Annotated in this window: 18 protein-coding genes and 2 pseudogenes; 13 read left to right on the forward strand and 7 right to left on the reverse strand. The window is 37.4% G+C overall.

All coding sequences use genetic code 11. From position 1 onward, the window contains the following. The first annotated feature begins 290 nt into the window (after positions 1-290). The 4 genes from alkB to PR833_RS11060 all read left to right on the forward strand — a co-directional run bounded on the left by alkB (position 291) and on the right by PR833_RS11060 (position 3,670). A complete protein-coding gene (gene alkB / locus PR833_RS11045; RefSeq protein ID WP_004919878.1) occupies positions 291-923 on the forward strand; it encodes a DNA oxidative demethylase AlkB in 633 nt (210 codons plus the stop codon). A gap of 220 nt (positions 924-1,143) precedes the next feature. Further along, positions 1,144-2,169: a threonine aldolase family protein gene (locus PR833_RS11050; RefSeq protein ID WP_061064031.1), complete on the forward strand. Its 1,026-nt coding sequence runs from the start codon at positions 1,144-1,146 to the stop codon at positions 2,167-2,169. Between the two features lie 202 nt (positions 2,170-2,371). Beyond that, positions 2,372-3,127, forward strand: a complete 756-nt coding sequence (locus tag PR833_RS11055; protein ID WP_272526107.1) for a DUF4184 family protein — start codon at positions 2,372-2,374, stop codon at positions 3,125-3,127. 81 nt (positions 3,128-3,208) lie between these two features. Further along, positions 3,209-3,670, forward strand: a complete 462-nt coding sequence (locus tag PR833_RS11060) for a YaiI/YqxD family protein (RefSeq protein ID WP_004919887.1) — start codon at positions 3,209-3,211, stop codon at positions 3,668-3,670. 94 nt (positions 3,671-3,764) lie between these two features. Here the strand turns inward: PR833_RS11060 and PR833_RS11065 are convergent, their stop codons facing one another. The 3 genes from PR833_RS11065 to PR833_RS11075 all read right to left on the reverse strand — a co-directional run bounded on the left by PR833_RS11065 (position 3,765) and on the right by PR833_RS11075 (position 5,398). Next, positions 3,765-4,337 (reverse strand): class I SAM-dependent methyltransferase, encoded by a 573-nt coding sequence (locus PR833_RS11065; protein WP_004919889.1) that lies wholly within the window; start codon positions 4,335-4,337, stop codon positions 3,765-3,767. 36 nt (positions 4,338-4,373) lie between these two features. Further along, the gene (locus PR833_RS11070; RefSeq protein WP_004919892.1) at positions 4,374-4,616 is read right to left on the reverse strand and encodes a zinc ribbon domain-containing protein; all 243 of its coding nucleotides are present in this window, start codon (positions 4,614-4,616) and stop codon (positions 4,374-4,376) included. Between the two features lie 359 nt (positions 4,617-4,975). Further along, the gene (locus PR833_RS11075) at positions 4,976-5,398 is read right to left on the reverse strand and encodes a VOC family protein (protein ID WP_014658378.1); all 423 of its coding nucleotides are present in this window, start codon (positions 5,396-5,398) and stop codon (positions 4,976-4,978) included. A gap of 306 nt (positions 5,399-5,704) precedes the next feature. On the opposite strand from PR833_RS11075, the gene hxsD reads away from it, so the two are divergent. The 5 genes from hxsD to PR833_RS11100 are packed head-to-tail and all read left to right on the forward strand — an operon-like array spanning position 5,705 to position 9,359. After that, on the forward strand, positions 5,705-5,980 hold the full coding sequence (gene hxsD, locus PR833_RS11080) for a His-Xaa-Ser system protein HxsD (RefSeq protein ID WP_004919898.1): 276 nt from the start codon (positions 5,705-5,707) through the stop codon (positions 5,978-5,980). Continuing rightward, positions 5,977-7,362, forward strand: coding sequence for a His-Xaa-Ser system radical SAM maturase HxsB (gene hxsB, locus PR833_RS11085; RefSeq protein ID WP_104873488.1), 1,386 nt, complete (start codon positions 5,977-5,979; stop codon positions 7,360-7,362). The genes hxsD and hxsB overlap by 4 nt, the downstream gene beginning before the upstream one ends. Continuing rightward, a complete protein-coding gene (hxsC, locus tag PR833_RS11090) occupies positions 7,355-8,458 on the forward strand; it encodes a His-Xaa-Ser system radical SAM maturase HxsC (RefSeq protein WP_272526108.1) in 1,104 nt (367 codons plus the stop codon). The genes hxsB and hxsC overlap by 8 nt, the downstream gene beginning before the upstream one ends. Next, on the forward strand, positions 8,455-9,024 hold the full coding sequence (hxsA, locus tag PR833_RS11095; RefSeq protein WP_004919908.1) for a His-Xaa-Ser repeat protein HxsA: 570 nt from the start codon (positions 8,455-8,457) through the stop codon (positions 9,022-9,024). The genes hxsC and hxsA overlap by 4 nt, the downstream gene beginning before the upstream one ends. Before the next feature lie 32 nt (positions 9,025-9,056). Continuing rightward, positions 9,057-9,359 carry a hypothetical protein gene (locus PR833_RS11100; protein ID WP_004919911.1) on the forward strand — a complete coding sequence of 101 codons (303 nt, stop codon included), beginning with the start codon at positions 9,057-9,059 and terminating at the stop codon, positions 9,357-9,359. Positions 9,360-9,439: 80 nt separating this feature from the next. Here the strand turns inward: PR833_RS11100 and PR833_RS11105 are convergent, their stop codons facing one another. After that, the gene (locus PR833_RS11105; protein ID WP_040133142.1) at positions 9,440-10,447 is read right to left on the reverse strand and encodes a DUF481 domain-containing protein; all 1,008 of its coding nucleotides are present in this window, start codon (positions 10,445-10,447) and stop codon (positions 9,440-9,442) included. Positions 10,448-10,804: 357 nt separating this feature from the next. Here PR833_RS11105 and PR833_RS11110 point away from each other — a divergent pair, with 357 nt between their 5' ends. Beyond that, a complete protein-coding gene (locus tag PR833_RS11110; RefSeq protein WP_014658383.1) occupies positions 10,805-11,068 on the forward strand; it encodes a DUF3811 domain-containing protein in 264 nt (87 codons plus the stop codon). Positions 11,069-11,150: 82 nt separating this feature from the next. Here PR833_RS11110 and mnmH read toward each other — a convergent pair whose 3' ends face one another. Next, positions 11,151-12,245, reverse strand: coding sequence for a tRNA 2-selenouridine(34) synthase MnmH (gene mnmH / locus PR833_RS11115; protein ID WP_004919920.1), 1,095 nt, complete (start codon positions 12,243-12,245; stop codon positions 11,151-11,153). A gap of 640 nt (positions 12,246-12,885) precedes the next feature. Next, entirely contained in the window at positions 12,886-13,680 is a 795-nt protein-coding gene (aadA36, locus tag PR833_RS11120) for an ANT(3'')-I family aminoglycoside nucleotidyltransferase AadA36 (RefSeq protein ID WP_071821194.1), read from the reverse strand. A 277-nt stretch (positions 13,681-13,957) separates the two neighbouring features. Here aadA36 and PR833_RS11125 point away from each other — a divergent pair, with 277 nt between their 5' ends. The 3 genes and pseudogenes from PR833_RS11125 to PR833_RS11135 form a co-directional block, all read left to right on the forward strand. Further along, positions 13,958-14,557, forward strand: coding sequence for a TetR/AcrR family transcriptional regulator (locus PR833_RS11125; protein ID WP_061064028.1), 600 nt, complete (start codon positions 13,958-13,960; stop codon positions 14,555-14,557). Positions 14,558-14,610: 53 nt separating this feature from the next. Continuing rightward, the gene (locus tag PR833_RS11130) at positions 14,611-15,708 is read left to right on the forward strand and encodes an alkene reductase (protein ID WP_150375531.1); all 1,098 of its coding nucleotides are present in this window, start codon (positions 14,611-14,613) and stop codon (positions 15,706-15,708) included. A 164-nt stretch (positions 15,709-15,872) separates the two neighbouring features. Further along, a pseudogene (locus tag PR833_RS11135) lies at positions 15,873-15,989 on the forward strand (ArsR family transcriptional regulator); the annotation flags it as partial. A gap of 9 nt (positions 15,990-15,998) precedes the next feature. Here the strand turns inward: PR833_RS11135 and tnpA are convergent. Next, positions 15,999-16,262: pseudogene (gene tnpA, locus PR833_RS11140) on the reverse strand (IS200/IS605 family transposase); the annotation flags it as partial. Between the last annotated feature and the right edge of the window lie 361 nt (positions 16,263-16,623).

The following is a 16,623-nucleotide window of genomic DNA, read 5'->3' on the forward strand; positions in this document are numbered from 1 at the left end:
ATTGGCTAATCAAATTATTGCTTATTAAACAATAACTGTGACATTAATCGTCGATGTCTGCTGTTAATATCGGCCGGAATGTTTGAAATGATTAATTTTTGTTTACCAATAATGGGAGAAAAGTCGGGATGTAGTACTATAAGAAACGAGAAAATAGCTTGGTATACCTGTGCTTAATCGCTTTGAACCATCAGATTAAAAAGCAATGATAATGTAGTTTTGTGAGAAGCGGATCACTCATTACCGGTTATACTATGAACGTTATTTAGTTAATTTGGATTGAGGTGAATATGCTGTTTTCGGATGAAGACAATAGGTTGTTAATTGCCGAAGATGCTTTCTTATTAAAAGGTTTTTTATTAGGGAATGGGCAGGCATTGATATCAGCACTTGATGAGGTGGTAGAGCAATCACCTTTTCGATATATGGTGACACCGGGTGGATATGGTATGTCAGTGGCGATGACCAACTGTGGCCCTTGGGGATGGGTAACTGATCATAAAGGTTATCGGTACCAAAAGAGTGACCCTGTCACAAATAAGCCTTGGCCCGAAATGCCGACAATTTTTATCGAATTAGCAAGGAAGGCCGCTGAAATGGCTGGTTTTTATCATTTTTCACCAGATGCATGCTTAATCAATCGTTATTCTGTTGGGGCAAAATTATCACTACATCAAGACAAAGATGAAATGGATTTTTCTCAACCGATCGTCTCTTTTTCTCTAGGGCTACCTGCAACATTTGATTTTGGTGGCTTAACTCGTGAAGCGCCCAAGACAGCACTACTATTAGAGCATGGTGATGTGGTGGTTTGGGGGGGGAAATCTAGGCTAAATTACCATGGCGTACGTAGCATTAAAGCAGGATGCCATCCGGTTTTAGGGGAATTTAGAATCAATATCACTTTTCGGCGTTGCCAGTAAAAAAGGACGTCGCTGATAAGCTAATAATGTCTTACAGATAAAAAGAATATAACCCCTTATTTTGCTCATAAATTTTTGTTGTAATAATTTTAAAAACTACTTGAGAAAGTTTAAACAGCATTAAAACGACTGATGTCGTTCAGGCTATTGAAGATTGCTGTGTATCCGAATATAAATAGTGCTATGAAAAATATTAACAAAAACAGCACTGGGAATAATGATGTACAGTTTTCAAAATGATTATAATGAAATAGCACACCCCGCAGTCATGAAAGCGCTAAATGATTTAGTTGGAAGCCGTTTTGATGGTTATGGAACAGATAAATATACTCAACAAATTGCGGAGAAAATTAAGTCTAGAATAGGGCGTACAGACGCAGATATTCACTTTTTTAATGGTGGTACGATCACCAATTTAACAGCCATTTCCCATGTTTTGCGTCCACATCAAGCCGTAATTGCCGTCGATTCTGGGCATATTGCGACCCATGAAACAGGGGCTATTGAAGCAACAGGCCATAAGGTCCTCACCGTTAGCTCAGACTCCGGTAAACTTGAACCAAAGCATATTCAGGCGGTACTTGCCGAGCATAGTGATGAGCATGCAGTACAACCCAAATTAGTCTATATCAGTAACTCAACAGAAATAGGTACTGTATATCGTAAACATGAACTTCAGGCTCTAAGGGAGGCCTGTGATCAATATGGTTTGTGGCTATTTATGGATGGGGCGCGTTTAGCATCTGGATTAATGTCGAACAAGAGTGATTTAACAATCGAAGAAATCGCTCAAATGACGGATATGTTCTATATCGGTGGAACAAAAATAGGCGCTTTTTCAGCAGAAGTATTGGTGCTTTTAAATCCTGCACTTAAGTCTGATTTCCGCTATACCCTAAAACAAAAAGGCGCTTTGCAAGCAAAGGGTTGGTTGTTGGCGGCACAATTTGATGCACTGTTTAGCGATGACCTATTTTTTCAATTGGGGGCATATGTTAATGATAAAGCGACACAGCTAGTGAACCTTTTTGAGGAAAAAGGTTTTGGTTTCCTTGCACCACCAGAATCTAATCAAATTTTTGTGGTTTTACCTAACGAACTTGCGACTAAATTGATGTCTCATTACGTATTGCGTAAGATTTGTGAGCCTGAGGCAGGGAAAAGCTGTTTGCGCCTTTGTACTTCCTGGTCAACAACTCAGGAAGATGTTGATAGATTTATTTCAACATTTAACTCATTAATTTAATAGCAATTTATCAACCCCGAAATTAAATTTGGGGTTGATATGCTTAATGCTATAAGAGCGAATGGAGTTAGTTTGTTAGCTTAGCACTCATAGCGTAATAGGAAATAAGCTTAATATATCAATGGCTTTACGATTTATCTCATAATACAAATCGGATCATGAGTGCAAAATAAACGTTTTTCTGTTGTAAGGGATTGTTTGTATGCCATGGACTTTTTCTCACCCAGCAGTGGTGTTTCCATTAAAACAATCTAAGCTTGGTCGATGGCTTAGTTTACCAGCACTAATTTTGGGGAGTTTAAGCCCAGATCTGCTTTATTCTTTTGGGCTGTATCAAATAGCGGCACAAGCCCATCATGTCGTTGGATGGTTTTATACGGGGCTGCCAATTTGCTTGATTATTTATGTTGTGACTTATTGGCTCCGAGTTCCGTTATCAAAGGTGGTACCATTTCAGTTTCCCCAAAATTGGCGGTGGAGCGCAAAAAATGGCGCCATCCTGATATTTTCATTTTTTCTCGGAGCGCTAACACACATTATTTGGGATTCATTTACTCATGATACAGGCGCTGTTGTTCGTCATTTTACATTTCTTAAATCAAATTTAAATATTATGACGGATAGCCAAGAGATTGCTATTTATAAGCTATTGCAGCATGCGGGCTCTTTATTCGGTGCACTGTATCTGTGTTATAAATACTGGCAGTACCATTATCGACAAAGCCAAGAAAATCAATGGGAAAATATTCATAGACTTAAAAACCTTTTTGTTATTGCTATTATTTCGGCCTTTTTAGCGGCACCGCTCGCGTACTATTTAGTGCCCAAAGAGCCACATTTGCATATTAACCGGTTGGTCTACCTCGAATTAACATTAGCGGTTCCATTTTTCTTTGGTTTATTAACTGTGTTTGCCTTATGGAAACAATATACCCCCATCACCGTGAACGAAAAGTAAAAGTGCTATGTAAAATAAAACTCACCTTGCTGTTATATCTTGGTAAGATAGCCTTTAATATTGTAGTTACGGGGTAACTTTATGTTTATTTGGGTAGATGCTGACGCCTGTCCGAAAGTGATTAAAGAAGTGCTGTACCGCGCGGCAGATCGCGAGAAAGTTCAGATAACGTTCGTCGCTAATCAACGGTTAACCGTTCCTCCTTCAGCCTTTTTGCGTACCTTGCAAGTTCCAGCAGGGTTTGATGTGGCAGATAATGAAATAGTACGTCGTGCACAATTGGGTGATTTAGTGATTACTGCTGATATTCCTTTAGCGGCGGAAGTGATGGAAAAAGGCGCTATTGCGTTAAATCCAAGGGGAGAGCGCTATAGTGAAGCGACCATTCGTGAGCGTTTAACAATTAGAGACTTTATGGATACGATGAGGGCAAGCGGTGTACAAACAGGGGGACCTGCAAGTCTAAGTCAACGTGACCGGCAACAATTTGCAAATGAACTAGATAAATGGTTATTGCAACGTAGGAAAGCATTAACCCAATAATGGTTGGGGTTTATGATGTCACCTTAAAGCCGTTAAAACCGTTCTAAGGTGACATGTCATATATATTCATTACGGTACTCTTATTATCCGAAGATCAGTCGTCACTGTCTAATTTTGGTTTACAGGTGTACACCCAAGCTGGTGGAAAATTTAGATAAACCCTCTTTTTGGTAAAGGAAAAGTAACGTGAGAACATGGACTCACACCCTTGAGTATATTGAAATAATATAAGGCTTCCGTTGTTTTTTATTAACCTCTCTTGTACCTTTTTGAGAATTTTCATCCCCATCTTCTTTCTTAGTGAACGAAAAGGGATCCCTGAAATAACAATATCATAATCACCCGATAGATATTCTGCTGAGCAATGATGAATTGTTGTTCGATGATCGTCTATCTTCTGCAAAATTTTAATGAAATCATTATTGATTTCATAGAGTTCTAAATATGCTAACGATGACATTCGTTGCAAAATATATTGCGTTATAACACCGTTACCTGCACCGATTTCTGCGATTTTATAACTGTTTCTCCAATCAATATTGTTGAGCATGGTATTACATAACCAACGAGAAGAGGGCAAGACAGTTCCCATCTTAGTTGGCGATGCGATAAAATTTTTCATATAAAGTGGATAGTGATTTATTTGGTAAAAAAAAGATATTTTCATATTGTGTACCTATAGTAGGGTTTTTTAGGCTCTTATTTATACCGGTAGACCACATTCACTACAGAATTTCGCTTCTTTATTTAAGATTGAGTTGCACTGTTTACATCGCATAATATTTTGATATTGCTGATTAACATCAGAGTAGCTATCGCGATTTTGATATTCATATTGGTCATGTTGGCGACCATGTTTAGAATAACCGCCATGACCTGAATAACGCCCATGTTTTGAATATCGAGAATGCTTGCCTAAGCCAAATAACCAACTGAGAAATGACATGATACAGTCCTCCATCGTTGAACAGGTTTATACTATAAACCTTGGATATAGCACCAAGCTCAATAATTTTTATGCATAATTACAATTAATTACACTGAAAATTTATTTAATAACAAAATTTGACGCTAATAGTTAAATCTCTATAAGAAATAAGAAAGATAAAATATGAGGTAGGCTTAATGGCAGGAATAGATTAATTTTATATCAGTGTATGGCGTACATATTAGGGTCATTTATTTAACTTATGCATATGAGATATAAAGTCTCAAAGCGCTTATTGTAAAACAGTTATAAGCGCGAGAGAAATTAAGCGCTGACGCTATTAAGATGTTGGGTTGTCAATGTGTTCTGTACTGTGGTTATTGGCCCTCATGATTTGGGCGGTGATGAACATATTCAATAACTGTGCCATCGGGATGAACTGCATTAAAAGCCCTTCCGGTTGGTACATCTTGTAGTGGGAAAATAATTTTCGCGCCTTGTTCGACTAATTTATCGTAATAAGGTTGCACATCATCAACGAGGAATGTCGTATGAGTACTCGTAAAGGGGGCCAATTTGTCATCTGGCCCTTCAATGATCAAGAAAGCACCTACCATGGCAAGACGCAGTTGGTGCTCAGGGAAAGGGAAAAAACCGTCTATAGTGACTTGTTGCAGTTGTTCGTAAAACGCAATGCTACTTTCTAATTCACCTTGCTTCACGAAAACACGAGCCATCACACGTGGGGTAGTTAAATACTCGCTTGAAGGGTGCTTGCGCCAAAGTTGTGTTAATTTCATTGCTATCATTTCCTTTTTGGGATCCAGCCACTTTGAAAATACAAGCAAATTAATAAAATATCGAGGGCGTTTTGAGTCAATTTTATTCTAATATCTATCAATAAGGTATAAGTTACCCATCGATGTTATTACGCTATTGAGAATGGCAGATGAGCAAAATTTAAATAGATTTAAGATGTTGGATTTTATTGTTAACTATAAGTAAAAAATTGGTTGGTATTATTTGCCTTAGTCTTTAAGAGAATTCCAAATTAAATCCCCTTAAACTTAAGGTATATTTTTTAATTTTATAACTAGTTATGTACAATGAATAGACTAACCCTACAAAAAGAACAGTATTCGATCTCTGTCATAAGACAGTCGTTATACTGGATGACATCAATAACAGAATGGACATTGACAGAAAAAGACACTACGTATGAGGTGTCCTTTAAAGACTGTAATGATGATACTTTATTTCAATTTAATCGCCTATTGAATGATTATACTTTAAGAGAACAGATTGATATAAAGACAAGAGATATCAGAAGCTCGATTATGAGTAAAGTATTGGCCAGTATTGATGAGCGTTTATCTCAATGAATCTTTTACCTTTTAATTTTGAAAAAATAAGTGAAGAAGATTTTTTCATAAGTAATCTTGCAGGTTATTCGACCACGCTAAAGTCTGAAAATTTTTTTGAGTTAGTTAACGAACATGCAACATCGAATGAGCAACTAAACAAAGAACTAATAGAAAAGCTATTTATTAGCAATAATGTTTTGTTAGCAGAGAAGATGCTTTCTTCAGCACTTGGAAAAAAAATAACAAATGAGATCAAATTTTCTCCTATTTTTATGATAGTACCGACTCTCAGATGCGATCATACGTGTAAATATTGCCAAGTTAGTCGCGCCTCATTATCAGCCAAAAATTTTGATCTTAAAGAAGAAAAAATCCCTAAAATAATATCATTAATAAAAAAGCTTTCATCTAAACCATACAAAATAGAAATTCAGGGAGGGGAGCCTCTACTACGTTTTGATTTAATAAAAAAAATATATCAAGAAGCCGTGATAGTACTTGGGGAAGAAAATATTGAATTTGTTATTACATCAAGTCTATCTTTGCTTAACGATGATATGATTGATTGGTCTATCAATAAACCTATCTATTATTCGGTTTCTCTTGATGGAACGGAATCTATCCATAATAAGAATAGAATTTTACCCAATGGCAATTCATTTCAACTCGTTGAAAACAATATTAAAAAATTACAGAAAGCGCTTGGTAAATCACATGTTGCAACAGTGACCACAGTGACAAAAGCTTTACTTAACTCCCCACATTTGTTACTGGATGCACATCAATCGTTAGAAATATTCGATATTTTTATTCGGCCTATTAGTCCTTATGGATTTGCTAAAAACAAAGAGGATTACACTATTGATGAGTATCTTGCTTTTTATTCCAAACTATTAGAGCTTGTTCTTGAAAAAAATAAGCAAGGAATTCCATTTGTCGAACATTCTGCTGCAATCCACATTAAAAGAATAAATAATCCAAATTTTGCTGGATACGCAGATTTGAAATCACCTAGTGGATTGATTTTCAATAGCTTACTATTTAATTATGATGGAAAGCTATATGGTAGTGATGAGACTAGAATGTTACAAAAAGTCCATCCTGATATTGATTTTTCCATTGGAGATATAGAGCAGCTTATATTTTCACAAAATCCTATCTACCATCAATTGCTGTCTGACTCACTGAATATGCTCCATGTCGGATGTGATAATTGTGCGTATCAACCTTTTTGTGGCGTTGACCCATGCCAAAATATTAGCCTATTCGGTGAGCCTATCGGTAATAAAAGCTTATCGCGTTTCTGTTTATATCATAAAGGTATGTTTAATCTCTTATTATCTAAAATAATAAAAAACAATGAAGATGCAAAGATTCTAAAGGAATGGTCTTATGCCTAACGTTGTAAGAAATGATCAATTTATATTACTTGAGCCAATTCCTGCTGGATATTACCAACTATATAAGGACCAGCTATCGAGCCCTGAATTTTATTTTGATAATATCCTAGTCGTTAAGGAAAAGAGTGCAGAATACCATACTGCTGGAGTGAAACATGTTATAGCGGATGAAACATTATATCATTCAATCGAAAGTGGTGATATTGCTTCTGTAACAATGAACAAAATGAGAATTATTCTTTCTAGAAAAGCCAATCATAATACGCTATTGCTGACAGAAAGATGTAATAACTTATGTTTATTCTGCTCTCAGCCACCTAAGAATATATCCGATAGTTGGTTATTAGATGTTGCTACACAAGCGTTAGCTGCATTTAAATTAGAAGGAGTTATTGGAATTAGTGGTGGTGAGCCTTTGCTTTATGGAATTGAATTTATTGAGTTTTTGGAGTATGTTAAAAATAATACGCCAAAAACAGCATTACATATTCTGACGAATGGCAGAGCATTTAAAGATTTAATGTTTACAAAACAAGTAGCAAATATTGCAAAAGAGCTTCCTATTACTTTTGGGATCCCGCTATATTCAGCCTCAGCAAGTATACACAATAAACTAGTATCAAGTGATGGTGCATTTGAAGAAACAATATTAGGCATTATCAATGCTGGTAACAGTGGATTAAACATAGAATTAAGATTTATTCCTACAAACTATAATTATTCAGATCTATATGCTGTTGTTGAAATGGCAGGACGTGTTTTTTCAAACATCAATCAAATTTCAGTAATGAATTTGGAAGCGACAGGGTGGGCTCGTAAAAATTGGAAATCGCTTTACGTAAATCCTGAGACCTATCTTGAATCACTACAAAAAGCGATTGATATCGCAGAAAGATCTCAATTACCTATTGTATTATTTAATTATCCCCTCTGTCATATCTCACAGGATCTATGGCAGTATAGTGTTCAATCAATATCTGATTGGAAGAATTACTATCCTGATGATTGCCTTCACTGCAAAATGATGGGCGAATGTGGAGGGTATTTTAGTTCATCTTATGGTCAATACCACCAACCACCGAGAGTTATAGTATGAAAAAATGGAATTTAGCAGCATTATTGCCTGGGTTTCTTGTGCTAAATAATCAAGTATTTGCAGACTCTGCGATTACGTTTAAAAATGAACAATCTTATCAACCCGATGATCTTATTTTTGCTCCTTTAAATACTGAAACGCCAATATATATTGCAGGTCATCGAAGTCATAGCTCACATCGAAGCCATCGTAGCCACAGTTCTCATCGTTCTTCCTCGGGTGGTGGTTATTATCGTTCGGCTCCTGTAACACCATCTTATTCGGCTCCAGCGACAAATAATCAGCAGCGTAATTTATCTGGAAATGCACAAAATTCAGCTAACAAAAATGACTATGCAGCAAATATTAGGCAATCAACACTAACAGCAGAACAACGTAAAAGATTGGTGATGCGGGTTCAATATGCACTTTTTGAGAGAAATTATTTTGATGGGGTAATAGATGGTGTGATGGGGCCTGCAACTAGAAACGCGATAACGCGTTATCGACAAACATACGGGTTACCGCTTAATGTGTTTATAGATGCAGAACTACTGAATTCCTTGGGAATATATGCATCAAACTAATCAAGGCTAATGTTGCCATGTAAGGATATTTAATGAAGGGCTATTTTCTTTTTATATTAACATTCTTTTTTTCTGGCATCGTATATGCTGATGATTACCTCTACAATTATCGTTATGGTACAGGTTCACCATATGGGTATAATTATGATGTTTCTGGAACAGATGATTATGGTGAAAGTGTCAGCGGGAATATTGATATTCAAGGGAAATACGGAACAGGTATAATAACTAATTCAGATGGTGAAGAAGTGGATGTTGATGTTGAATGGGATGGTTATGGCGAACTTATCGCTGAAGATGCTGATGGCAATAGCTATGAATTATCAGTTGATTAGCCTAAGATCCAACATAACAGATATTAACTAAATATCACTCAGTGTAAACATCGTATGTATACGATAAACAATGATAGCAGTTACCATTTATATCCAACACCGATGGTATAGTTGGTATTGTTAGAATCACCTTTATCTGCATTGATTTTTTCTCTAATAATACTGGCATTCAAATTTAGTCCATCGGTTAAGTGATACATCATGCCAAGTCGAGCATTTAAATCGAGGCTCACATCATTATTAAATCCTCGACCAATACGACCTTTGGTGTAGATGCTTATTGTTTTAGCAAATAGGTATTGGTTAAAATCCCAAGCCAATGACCCTTGCATATAATTATCATTGACCCCATTGCGATATGTCATGTGTTGATAACTGAGAAGGCCAGTAAATGAAAGCGAACTTAGCTCGGTATTCCATACTTGCCAACCAGGGCCTGTGCCAACACCACCTTTGGATTTTATGTCTTCGATCCAATCATGTTGATAATTAAGTGAGCCACGCCAGAAGAAAGATGGATTAATAAAATAGTCTAATTCATAACCTAAATTGTAGTAATAACTACTGACGTTATGGTCATCTTTATTCCGGAGCATTGCACCATTTAATCCATGGCGCCAATCTTTCGCCGATATTTGCATATTGGCATCGAATGAATATTTCTCACTGCTTGAGGCCCCTTTATTATAGGTAGCGCCTGCATTTATTCCACCCGTGATTTTTGTTTGTTTTAGGGGAGTACCCTCTAGTTTTTTACTTAAAACCAAATCATCGTTAATTCTCATTTTTTGATGCTTATCACCACTAATTAGGATTATTTCGCCTTCTTTTGACGCTTCAATTGCATCGATTTGTTGCCATTTATCTGGAGAACGCAGTTTGATAACGACCGGTTCATCAATATCAAATGTCTTTATATCATTTAGTTTGACCCTTAATTCTCCAGCATAACTGGTTTTAATAAGCACCTTATTATCATCAATAATACTTATCATTCCTGACAGAGAATCTCCATTTTTCAAATAGATATTATCAGCATAAGCAGAGGTTGTAATTGAACCTATAATTAAAATTGCTAAATATCGCATTAAATTAAACCTCATGCTGTGCTAGTGATATCAATCACTTAACCGTAACGCCGATAAAATTCGATATCAATAGCCTTTACTCAACTAGGCGGTATATTTATTTTCATTTACTAAAGTATAAATTTATTTAACTCTCAAAGAGGGTGAAAAATAAATATCACTTAAGTATTTTTTGGTTTGGCATTAATAAAAATCCCATTGCTTTGCTTTTAAAAAATCACGGGTATTTATCAAGCTAGGGTCAATAAGGCCATCAGAAAAAGAATGATTGATATCGTAAAATTGATCTATATGACCACCTTTTTAGCAGTTTGAGTGCTATATTATTAACTCCTACGCGATGACAGAGGTGAACCAATGAAAATGTTAACGCTGCAAGAAATGACCGATGCTCAACGGGTTAGAGTAAATACGCGGCTCGGTCAAGAGAGAAAGAAATTGGGGCGTGAATTAACCAATGCGGAGCACAGTAGGGTAAAAAATGAAATTGTTGCTGAAATATCAAGGGAAGTTGAATTAGCAGCGAAAAAAGCGAGGGCACAAAAAAGGAAAGATAAGTTAGCTGCTAGTGATGAAACATACAGTTGGTCAACACATAACCATCGGCGAGGTTTCCGTTAACTGTACTACCTTGAATTGACCAATAGAACTTATTACTACTTACAGAGGGATGAGATTGGCTCTGTAAGTAGGCTCATTTCTTTTAAAACGCATTAGCGGTAAGCCACTGTAAAACATCCTCATAGCAACCACGATATATAATTCGATCTTGTTTTTTCTCGAGTTGATAGTGGTACATTGGGTCGTAATATTCATGAAGTAGGGGGCATAACCAAGCAAAATGGGCCTCTGTTGAGCCACTTTTTTGTTGTTCGATTAATGCGCTATCTAGCAAGGTGCTGAGTTCTGCCGCGCGTTGTGTGCCTAAACGACGACGAATTGCCGATATGCCATGATGCAAGTATTCACTGTAAGCCTCCCAGCCTTGCTCTTCACCATAAGTACTTAAAAAGTCGTGAGTCATACGATCAAAATACTCAGCTTTAAGCCGCTCTAAGCGTAATTCAAATGGATCTTCAACGACCACTAATGATGCTTGTGCCATTTGGGTACGTAAAGGTTGAGGGAGGCTATTTGCACCAATTGCACGGCCTTCATCTTCGATGACCCAGCGGGAATATTGTTGTGATTTTTTCAGCAGTTCAACAGCAAGATGATTTTCAAATGTAGCTTGCGAATATTGCTGTTGTAGTGTGCGACCAAAAGAAGAGCCTCTATGATGAGCGATACCCTCAAGATCAATACCATCCGGCAGTTTACGTACCATTGTCGTTTTTCCGCTACCAGTACACCCACCAATAAGGACAATCGGTCGTTGTACTAACTCTTTCGTTAACTCAATAACTGTCTGTCGTAAGGCTTTATAACCACCAACAATTAATGGGTATTCAATACCGATTTCACGTAGCCATTGCTGAACAATGTGTGAACGCATGCCACCTCGAGCACAGCAGATATAGCCTTGGGGAAATTGTTGGCAAGCTTTATGCCATGCGGCTAGTCGTTCTGAGCGAATGGCACCATTAACCAATTGGTGGCCTAATTCGACAGCTTTTTTCGAACCTTGCTGTTTGTAACAGGTCCCAACGGCTGCACGCTCTGCATCATTCATTAAAGGCAAATTATGAGCTGCTGGCATTGAGCCTTGTTTAAATTCAATAGGCGCGCGAACATCAATTATTGGTGTATCTGTGGCTAGGATCTGTCGAATATTTTTCACTAAAGGAGTTAATTCCATAATAAAAACGGTGATATCAATCCAATCGAAGCGACTACTATACTCCCATGTTGGAATGAAGGCACGCAATCATAAGGCTGGCTCTTAGACAATCAGCCAGCCACATTAGTGACGCTGTCACATTTGTTATGCTATTTTGTATTTTAAGAGATCTTTTCTAAGATCAATTTCACTATTTCTTCTAAGGGTAACATACCGTCAATAATGTAATCACTGTCGTTTTTTCTCTTTTCTGTATCGCAACATAAGAAGGCCGCGAAACTATTCGCTGATATTTGCAAAAATTTCATGGCGAATTGCGTTTTGGCGGTTCCGTAAAATGCGTCGAGATAAAGTGATATCTAATGGGGTTTCTAAAATAAGGCATATGAAATTTTATTAGCTAATGCAGGATGTGCTTTTGCAAAAGGGTAACCTAAGAGGATATAATTAAATTTACCTTAAGCAATTTTGTCATTAATACAGTGGATGAATGGTGCGATATCCCATTCATCATAATTTCCACCACAAGTAATCCAATCATCAATATCTGACGAGTCGGTTGGATAATCATAACCGTCAGCAACTATGAGGGCGCATTTTTGCTAGCCCTTGTGTTTTTGTATCATATAAACGCCATAGAAATGATTTTTTTGAGTTTTTACTTTGCAAGCCGCTCTTCACATTGAGATTTTATTGTAAGAATAAAATCTTCGATTGCTTTTGAGTTTGAAACATCAAAGGTCTCACCGGTTAAATAGGTTCGTTGTGCCGCTGACAACAATTGATAGTGTGAGGGGGTATTAATCCTATGTAATAACCAATCCGCAGCCTCTGATTTGGAGGCAATTTTTTGTGTCGACAAGGTATACAAAATGCGTGCTAAGGCGAGAATAATATTACATTCATCATGTTCCCAGTCGTCCTGATCGTTCCATTGTTCTAGTGTCGCTTTTAGCGCTTTTGATAAATCACTGAACGGAATAGGCGGAAAAGAGTGAGCAGCATCGTTACCTAGTATTGCAATGCTGTGCTGGTGAACTTTAGTCAGTAAAATAGCGATATCAGGGTCGATTTGAGGCGGCTCAAATATCCCTGAAACAATATCATCTCTAAGCCACTCGCCAAATTGTAATTCACGGCGAGGAGGGTAATGCCATTTCTTAACTGATTCATTAAGTAAGACTGTTACCTCTAACGCGCGTTGTTTTGGATCGGAACCTGGCCAAGCCGAAACCGTTAAAAGTTCGCTCATCAATTGTTGACGTTGCTGCTCTGAAAGAGGGGCATCGACAGTAACGAGTAAGTCAATATCACTAAGAGGTTTTAGGCCACCATGTAATGTGGAGCCATAAAGGTAAATACTATTTAGTATCTCGCCAAGGTGTTTGTCAATGAGCTGACAGGCGGATTTAACTTGTTGCAGTATGCTAGTATCAATATGTTCAAAATTCATATTAGTTTTAGTGTCTTTGTTATTAATTTTATCAACAGGATCATACACTAATAAGTTATCAACAAATCAGAATATGGCAGAATGAGGATTTGGGTAATTACAGTATTACATTTTCAAAATACTGGCGCGTTTAATACACGCCCATGCTACCACGAGTAGTACAAATAAAAAATTTTACCTTTGAAAACCTGTGATATTTTCAGAGTTAATAATTTTGTCATGTATAATAAACAAAATAAATCTTGCATCAGACCGATCGGTCTATTACATTGTCGATATGAACAGAAAGACTGAACATGATACCCGGGAACATCTTCTTGTCACTGGTGAGCGCCTTTGTCTTCAGCGTGGTTTTACTGGAATGGGGCTAAGTGAGTTGCTAAAAACGGCAGAAGTACCAAAAGGGTCGTTTTATCATTATTTCCGCTCTAAAGAAGCTTTTGGTGTTGCGATGTTAGAGCACTATTACGCCGGCTATCTACAAAAGTTGGTGAAGCACTTCGAGCATGGAGCAGGTAATTATCGTGATCGTTTACTTGCCTATTATGGAAAAATGTTAAACAACACTTGCCAGTTTGATCATACAACAGGCTGTTTGACGGTGAAGTTATCAGCAGAGGTATGTGATCTATCAGAAGATATGAACATTGCGATGGATCAAGGTGTGAGCCAAGTCATCGCGCTACTGGCACAAACACTGGAAAATGGGCGTGATGAAAAATCACTGAATTTTTCAGGGGAGTCGCTATCTATCGCACGGGTTCTTTATTCTTTATGGTTAGGTGCAAATTTACAGGCAAAAATATCGCGTAGTAATAAGCCGATGGAAAGCGCACTGGCCTATGTGGAAAAAATGATTGCAGCGCCTGAAAGTTAATAGGCGTTTTTATTTACTCAATTACTAGTCGACCGGTCTAATCTGGAGCTTTTATGTCACAGAAAAAACTATTTACACCTCTTAAAGTGGGTACACTAACCGCACCAAATCGTATTTTTATGGCACCACTAACCCGTTTACGTAGCATTGAACCCGGCGATATTCCGACTCCATTAATGGTGGAATATTATCGCCAACGTGCCACCGCTGGGTTGATCATTTCAGAGGCGACTCAAATTTCTGCACAATCAAAAGGCTATGCCGGAGCTCCAGGGCTACATAGCGCCGAGCAAATCGCTGCATGGAAAAAAATCACTTCAACGGTTCATGAAGCAGGAGGGCGTATTGCTGTTCAATTGTGGCATACCGGGCGAATTTCTCATGTTAGCCTTCAGCCTAATGGGTTAGCTCCCGTCGCACCTTCAGCAATAAGTGCAGGAACACGGACATCATTACGCGATGAAAATGGCCGTGCTATCCGTGTCGATACATCCATGCCTCGTGCATTAGAAACAGAAGAAATTCCAGCGATCGTTAATGACTTCCGTCAAGCGGTTGTTAATGCACGGGAAGCAGGTTTTGATATGGCTGAATTGCATGCTGCTCACGGTTATTTACTGCATCAATTTCTCTCTCCATCCGCGAATCACCGTACTGACCAATATGGTGGAACAAGGGAAAATCGTGCTCGTTTTCTTTTAGATGTTGTTGATGCAGTTTGTGCGGAATGGGGGGCTGAACATATTGGGATCCGTATCTCACCTATAGGTACATTTCAAAATACCGATAATGGGCCGAATGAAGTTGACGATGCCCTGTATCTCATTGAAGAGCTAGACAAACGTCATATTGCCTATTTGCATCTGTCTGAACCTGATTGGGCGGGCGGTCAACCATATACTGATGATTTCCGTCAAAAAGTGCGTGAACGCTTCCACGGTGTGATCATTGGTGCTGGCGCTTACACTACAGAAAAGGCAGAAAATTTAATCGAGAAAGGGTTGATTGATGCTGTTGCATTTGGTCGTGATTTTATTGCTAACCCTGATCTCGTCGTTCGCCTTAAAAATAAAGCTGCACTCAATCCTCAGCGCCCTGAAAGCTTTTATGGTGGTGGCGCAGAAGGGTATACAGATTATCCATCTCTCTGAGTATTAATGTTGATAGCGGCGATAACTCGCCGCTAATATTTAACACTCACATATATATGAATTAACGTATATGTTAGGTTGGTATAAATTGATAACATGATAAAGAAGTGGATGTGGAACCATTACAATTATTCAAATTATTAAGTGACCAAGCGAGATGAGATATTGTACTGCGGCTAAACGTATCGGGAGAGGTATGCGTATGTGATATTTATACGGTATTAGATTTTTCTCAGCCAAAAACATCTCGCCATCTTGCAATGCCACGTAGCTCCGGTTTATGACTTGATTCAAAACACGGTACATAGATAAGGGGTCGACAATTGTTTACCCAATTTATCCTGTTCTAATTGATGTTTTATGTATTCTTGTATTCGTTTCGTATTCTTACCCACCGTATCAACAGAGTATCCTCCGCACCAAAATTCTCTTTTACGATATTTAAACTTTAAATCGCCGAACTGTTCATAAAGCATTAGGCTACTTTTCCCTTTTAAATATCCCATAAAGCTCGAAACACTCATTTGAGGCGAAATGTCCAACAGCATGAGTATTAGCAACTGATTACTAATACCTTATCTAACTAGAAATGCTTTCGATACACTACATAATAGTAACATTACTTCACTATATGATTTTTTTAAATTTAAGGATACGGATTGAGTATTTACACATCATTTTATACTTAAGGGATATATTCTGATATTTGGCAGTAAAAAAATTCTAGTTAAATTAAAAAAATACTCAGAAAATAGGTTATTATATTTATGTGTTAGTAAATAAATGTAAACATATATTTCAATAAAACAATAAAAAATTTTAAGAAAAATCTGTTTTTAATTCAATACTAAACCTTAATAGCGGGGTTTATGAGTTTCAATTTTTATTATGCATTATGTGTTGTTTTTTTGTTGA

It is taken from the genome of Providencia sp. PROV189, from assembly GCF_028480065.1.
GTDB lineage: Bacteria > Pseudomonadota > Gammaproteobacteria > Enterobacterales > Enterobacteriaceae > Providencia > Providencia stuartii.

Coding starts and splice junctions, on each gene's coding strand:
- alkB (WP_004919878.1), top strand. CDS start 291: ATGCTGTTTTCGGATGAAGACAATAGGTTGTTAATTGCCGAAGATGCT.
- PR833_RS11050 (WP_061064031.1), top strand. CDS start 1,144: ATGTACAGTTTTCAAAATGATTATAATGAAATAGCACACCCCGCAGTC.
- PR833_RS11055 (WP_272526107.1), top strand. CDS start 2,372: ATGCCATGGACTTTTTCTCACCCAGCAGTGGTGTTTCCATTAAAACAA.
- PR833_RS11060 (WP_004919887.1), top strand. CDS start 3,209: ATGTTTATTTGGGTAGATGCTGACGCCTGTCCGAAAGTGATTAAAGAA.
- PR833_RS11065 (WP_004919889.1), bottom strand. CDS start 4,337: ATGAAAATATCTTTTTTTTACCAAATAAATCACTATCCACTTTATATG.
- PR833_RS11070 (WP_004919892.1), bottom strand. CDS start 4,616: ATGTCATTTCTCAGTTGGTTATTTGGCTTAGGCAAGCATTCTCGATAT.
- PR833_RS11075 (WP_014658378.1), bottom strand. CDS start 5,398: ATGAAATTAACACAACTTTGGCGCAAGCACCCTTCAAGCGAGTATTTA.
- hxsD (WP_004919898.1), top strand. CDS start 5,705: ATGAATAGACTAACCCTACAAAAAGAACAGTATTCGATCTCTGTCATA.
- hxsB (WP_104873488.1), top strand. CDS start 5,977: ATGAATCTTTTACCTTTTAATTTTGAAAAAATAAGTGAAGAAGATTTT.
- hxsC (WP_272526108.1), top strand. CDS start 7,355: ATGCCTAACGTTGTAAGAAATGATCAATTTATATTACTTGAGCCAATT.
- hxsA (WP_004919908.1), top strand. CDS start 8,455: ATGAAAAAATGGAATTTAGCAGCATTATTGCCTGGGTTTCTTGTGCTA.
- PR833_RS11100 (WP_004919911.1), top strand. CDS start 9,057: ATGAAGGGCTATTTTCTTTTTATATTAACATTCTTTTTTTCTGGCATC.
- PR833_RS11105 (WP_040133142.1), bottom strand. CDS start 10,447: ATGCGATATTTAGCAATTTTAATTATAGGTTCAATTACAACCTCTGCT.
- PR833_RS11110 (WP_014658383.1), top strand. CDS start 10,805: ATGAAAATGTTAACGCTGCAAGAAATGACCGATGCTCAACGGGTTAGA.
- mnmH (WP_004919920.1), bottom strand. CDS start 12,245: ATGGAATTAACTCCTTTAGTGAAAAATATTCGACAGATCCTAGCCACA.
- aadA36 (WP_071821194.1), bottom strand. CDS start 13,680: ATGAATTTTGAACATATTGATACTAGCATACTGCAACAAGTTAAATCC.
- PR833_RS11125 (WP_061064028.1), top strand. CDS start 13,958: ATGAACAGAAAGACTGAACATGATACCCGGGAACATCTTCTTGTCACT.
- PR833_RS11130 (WP_150375531.1), top strand. CDS start 14,611: ATGTCACAGAAAAAACTATTTACACCTCTTAAAGTGGGTACACTAACC.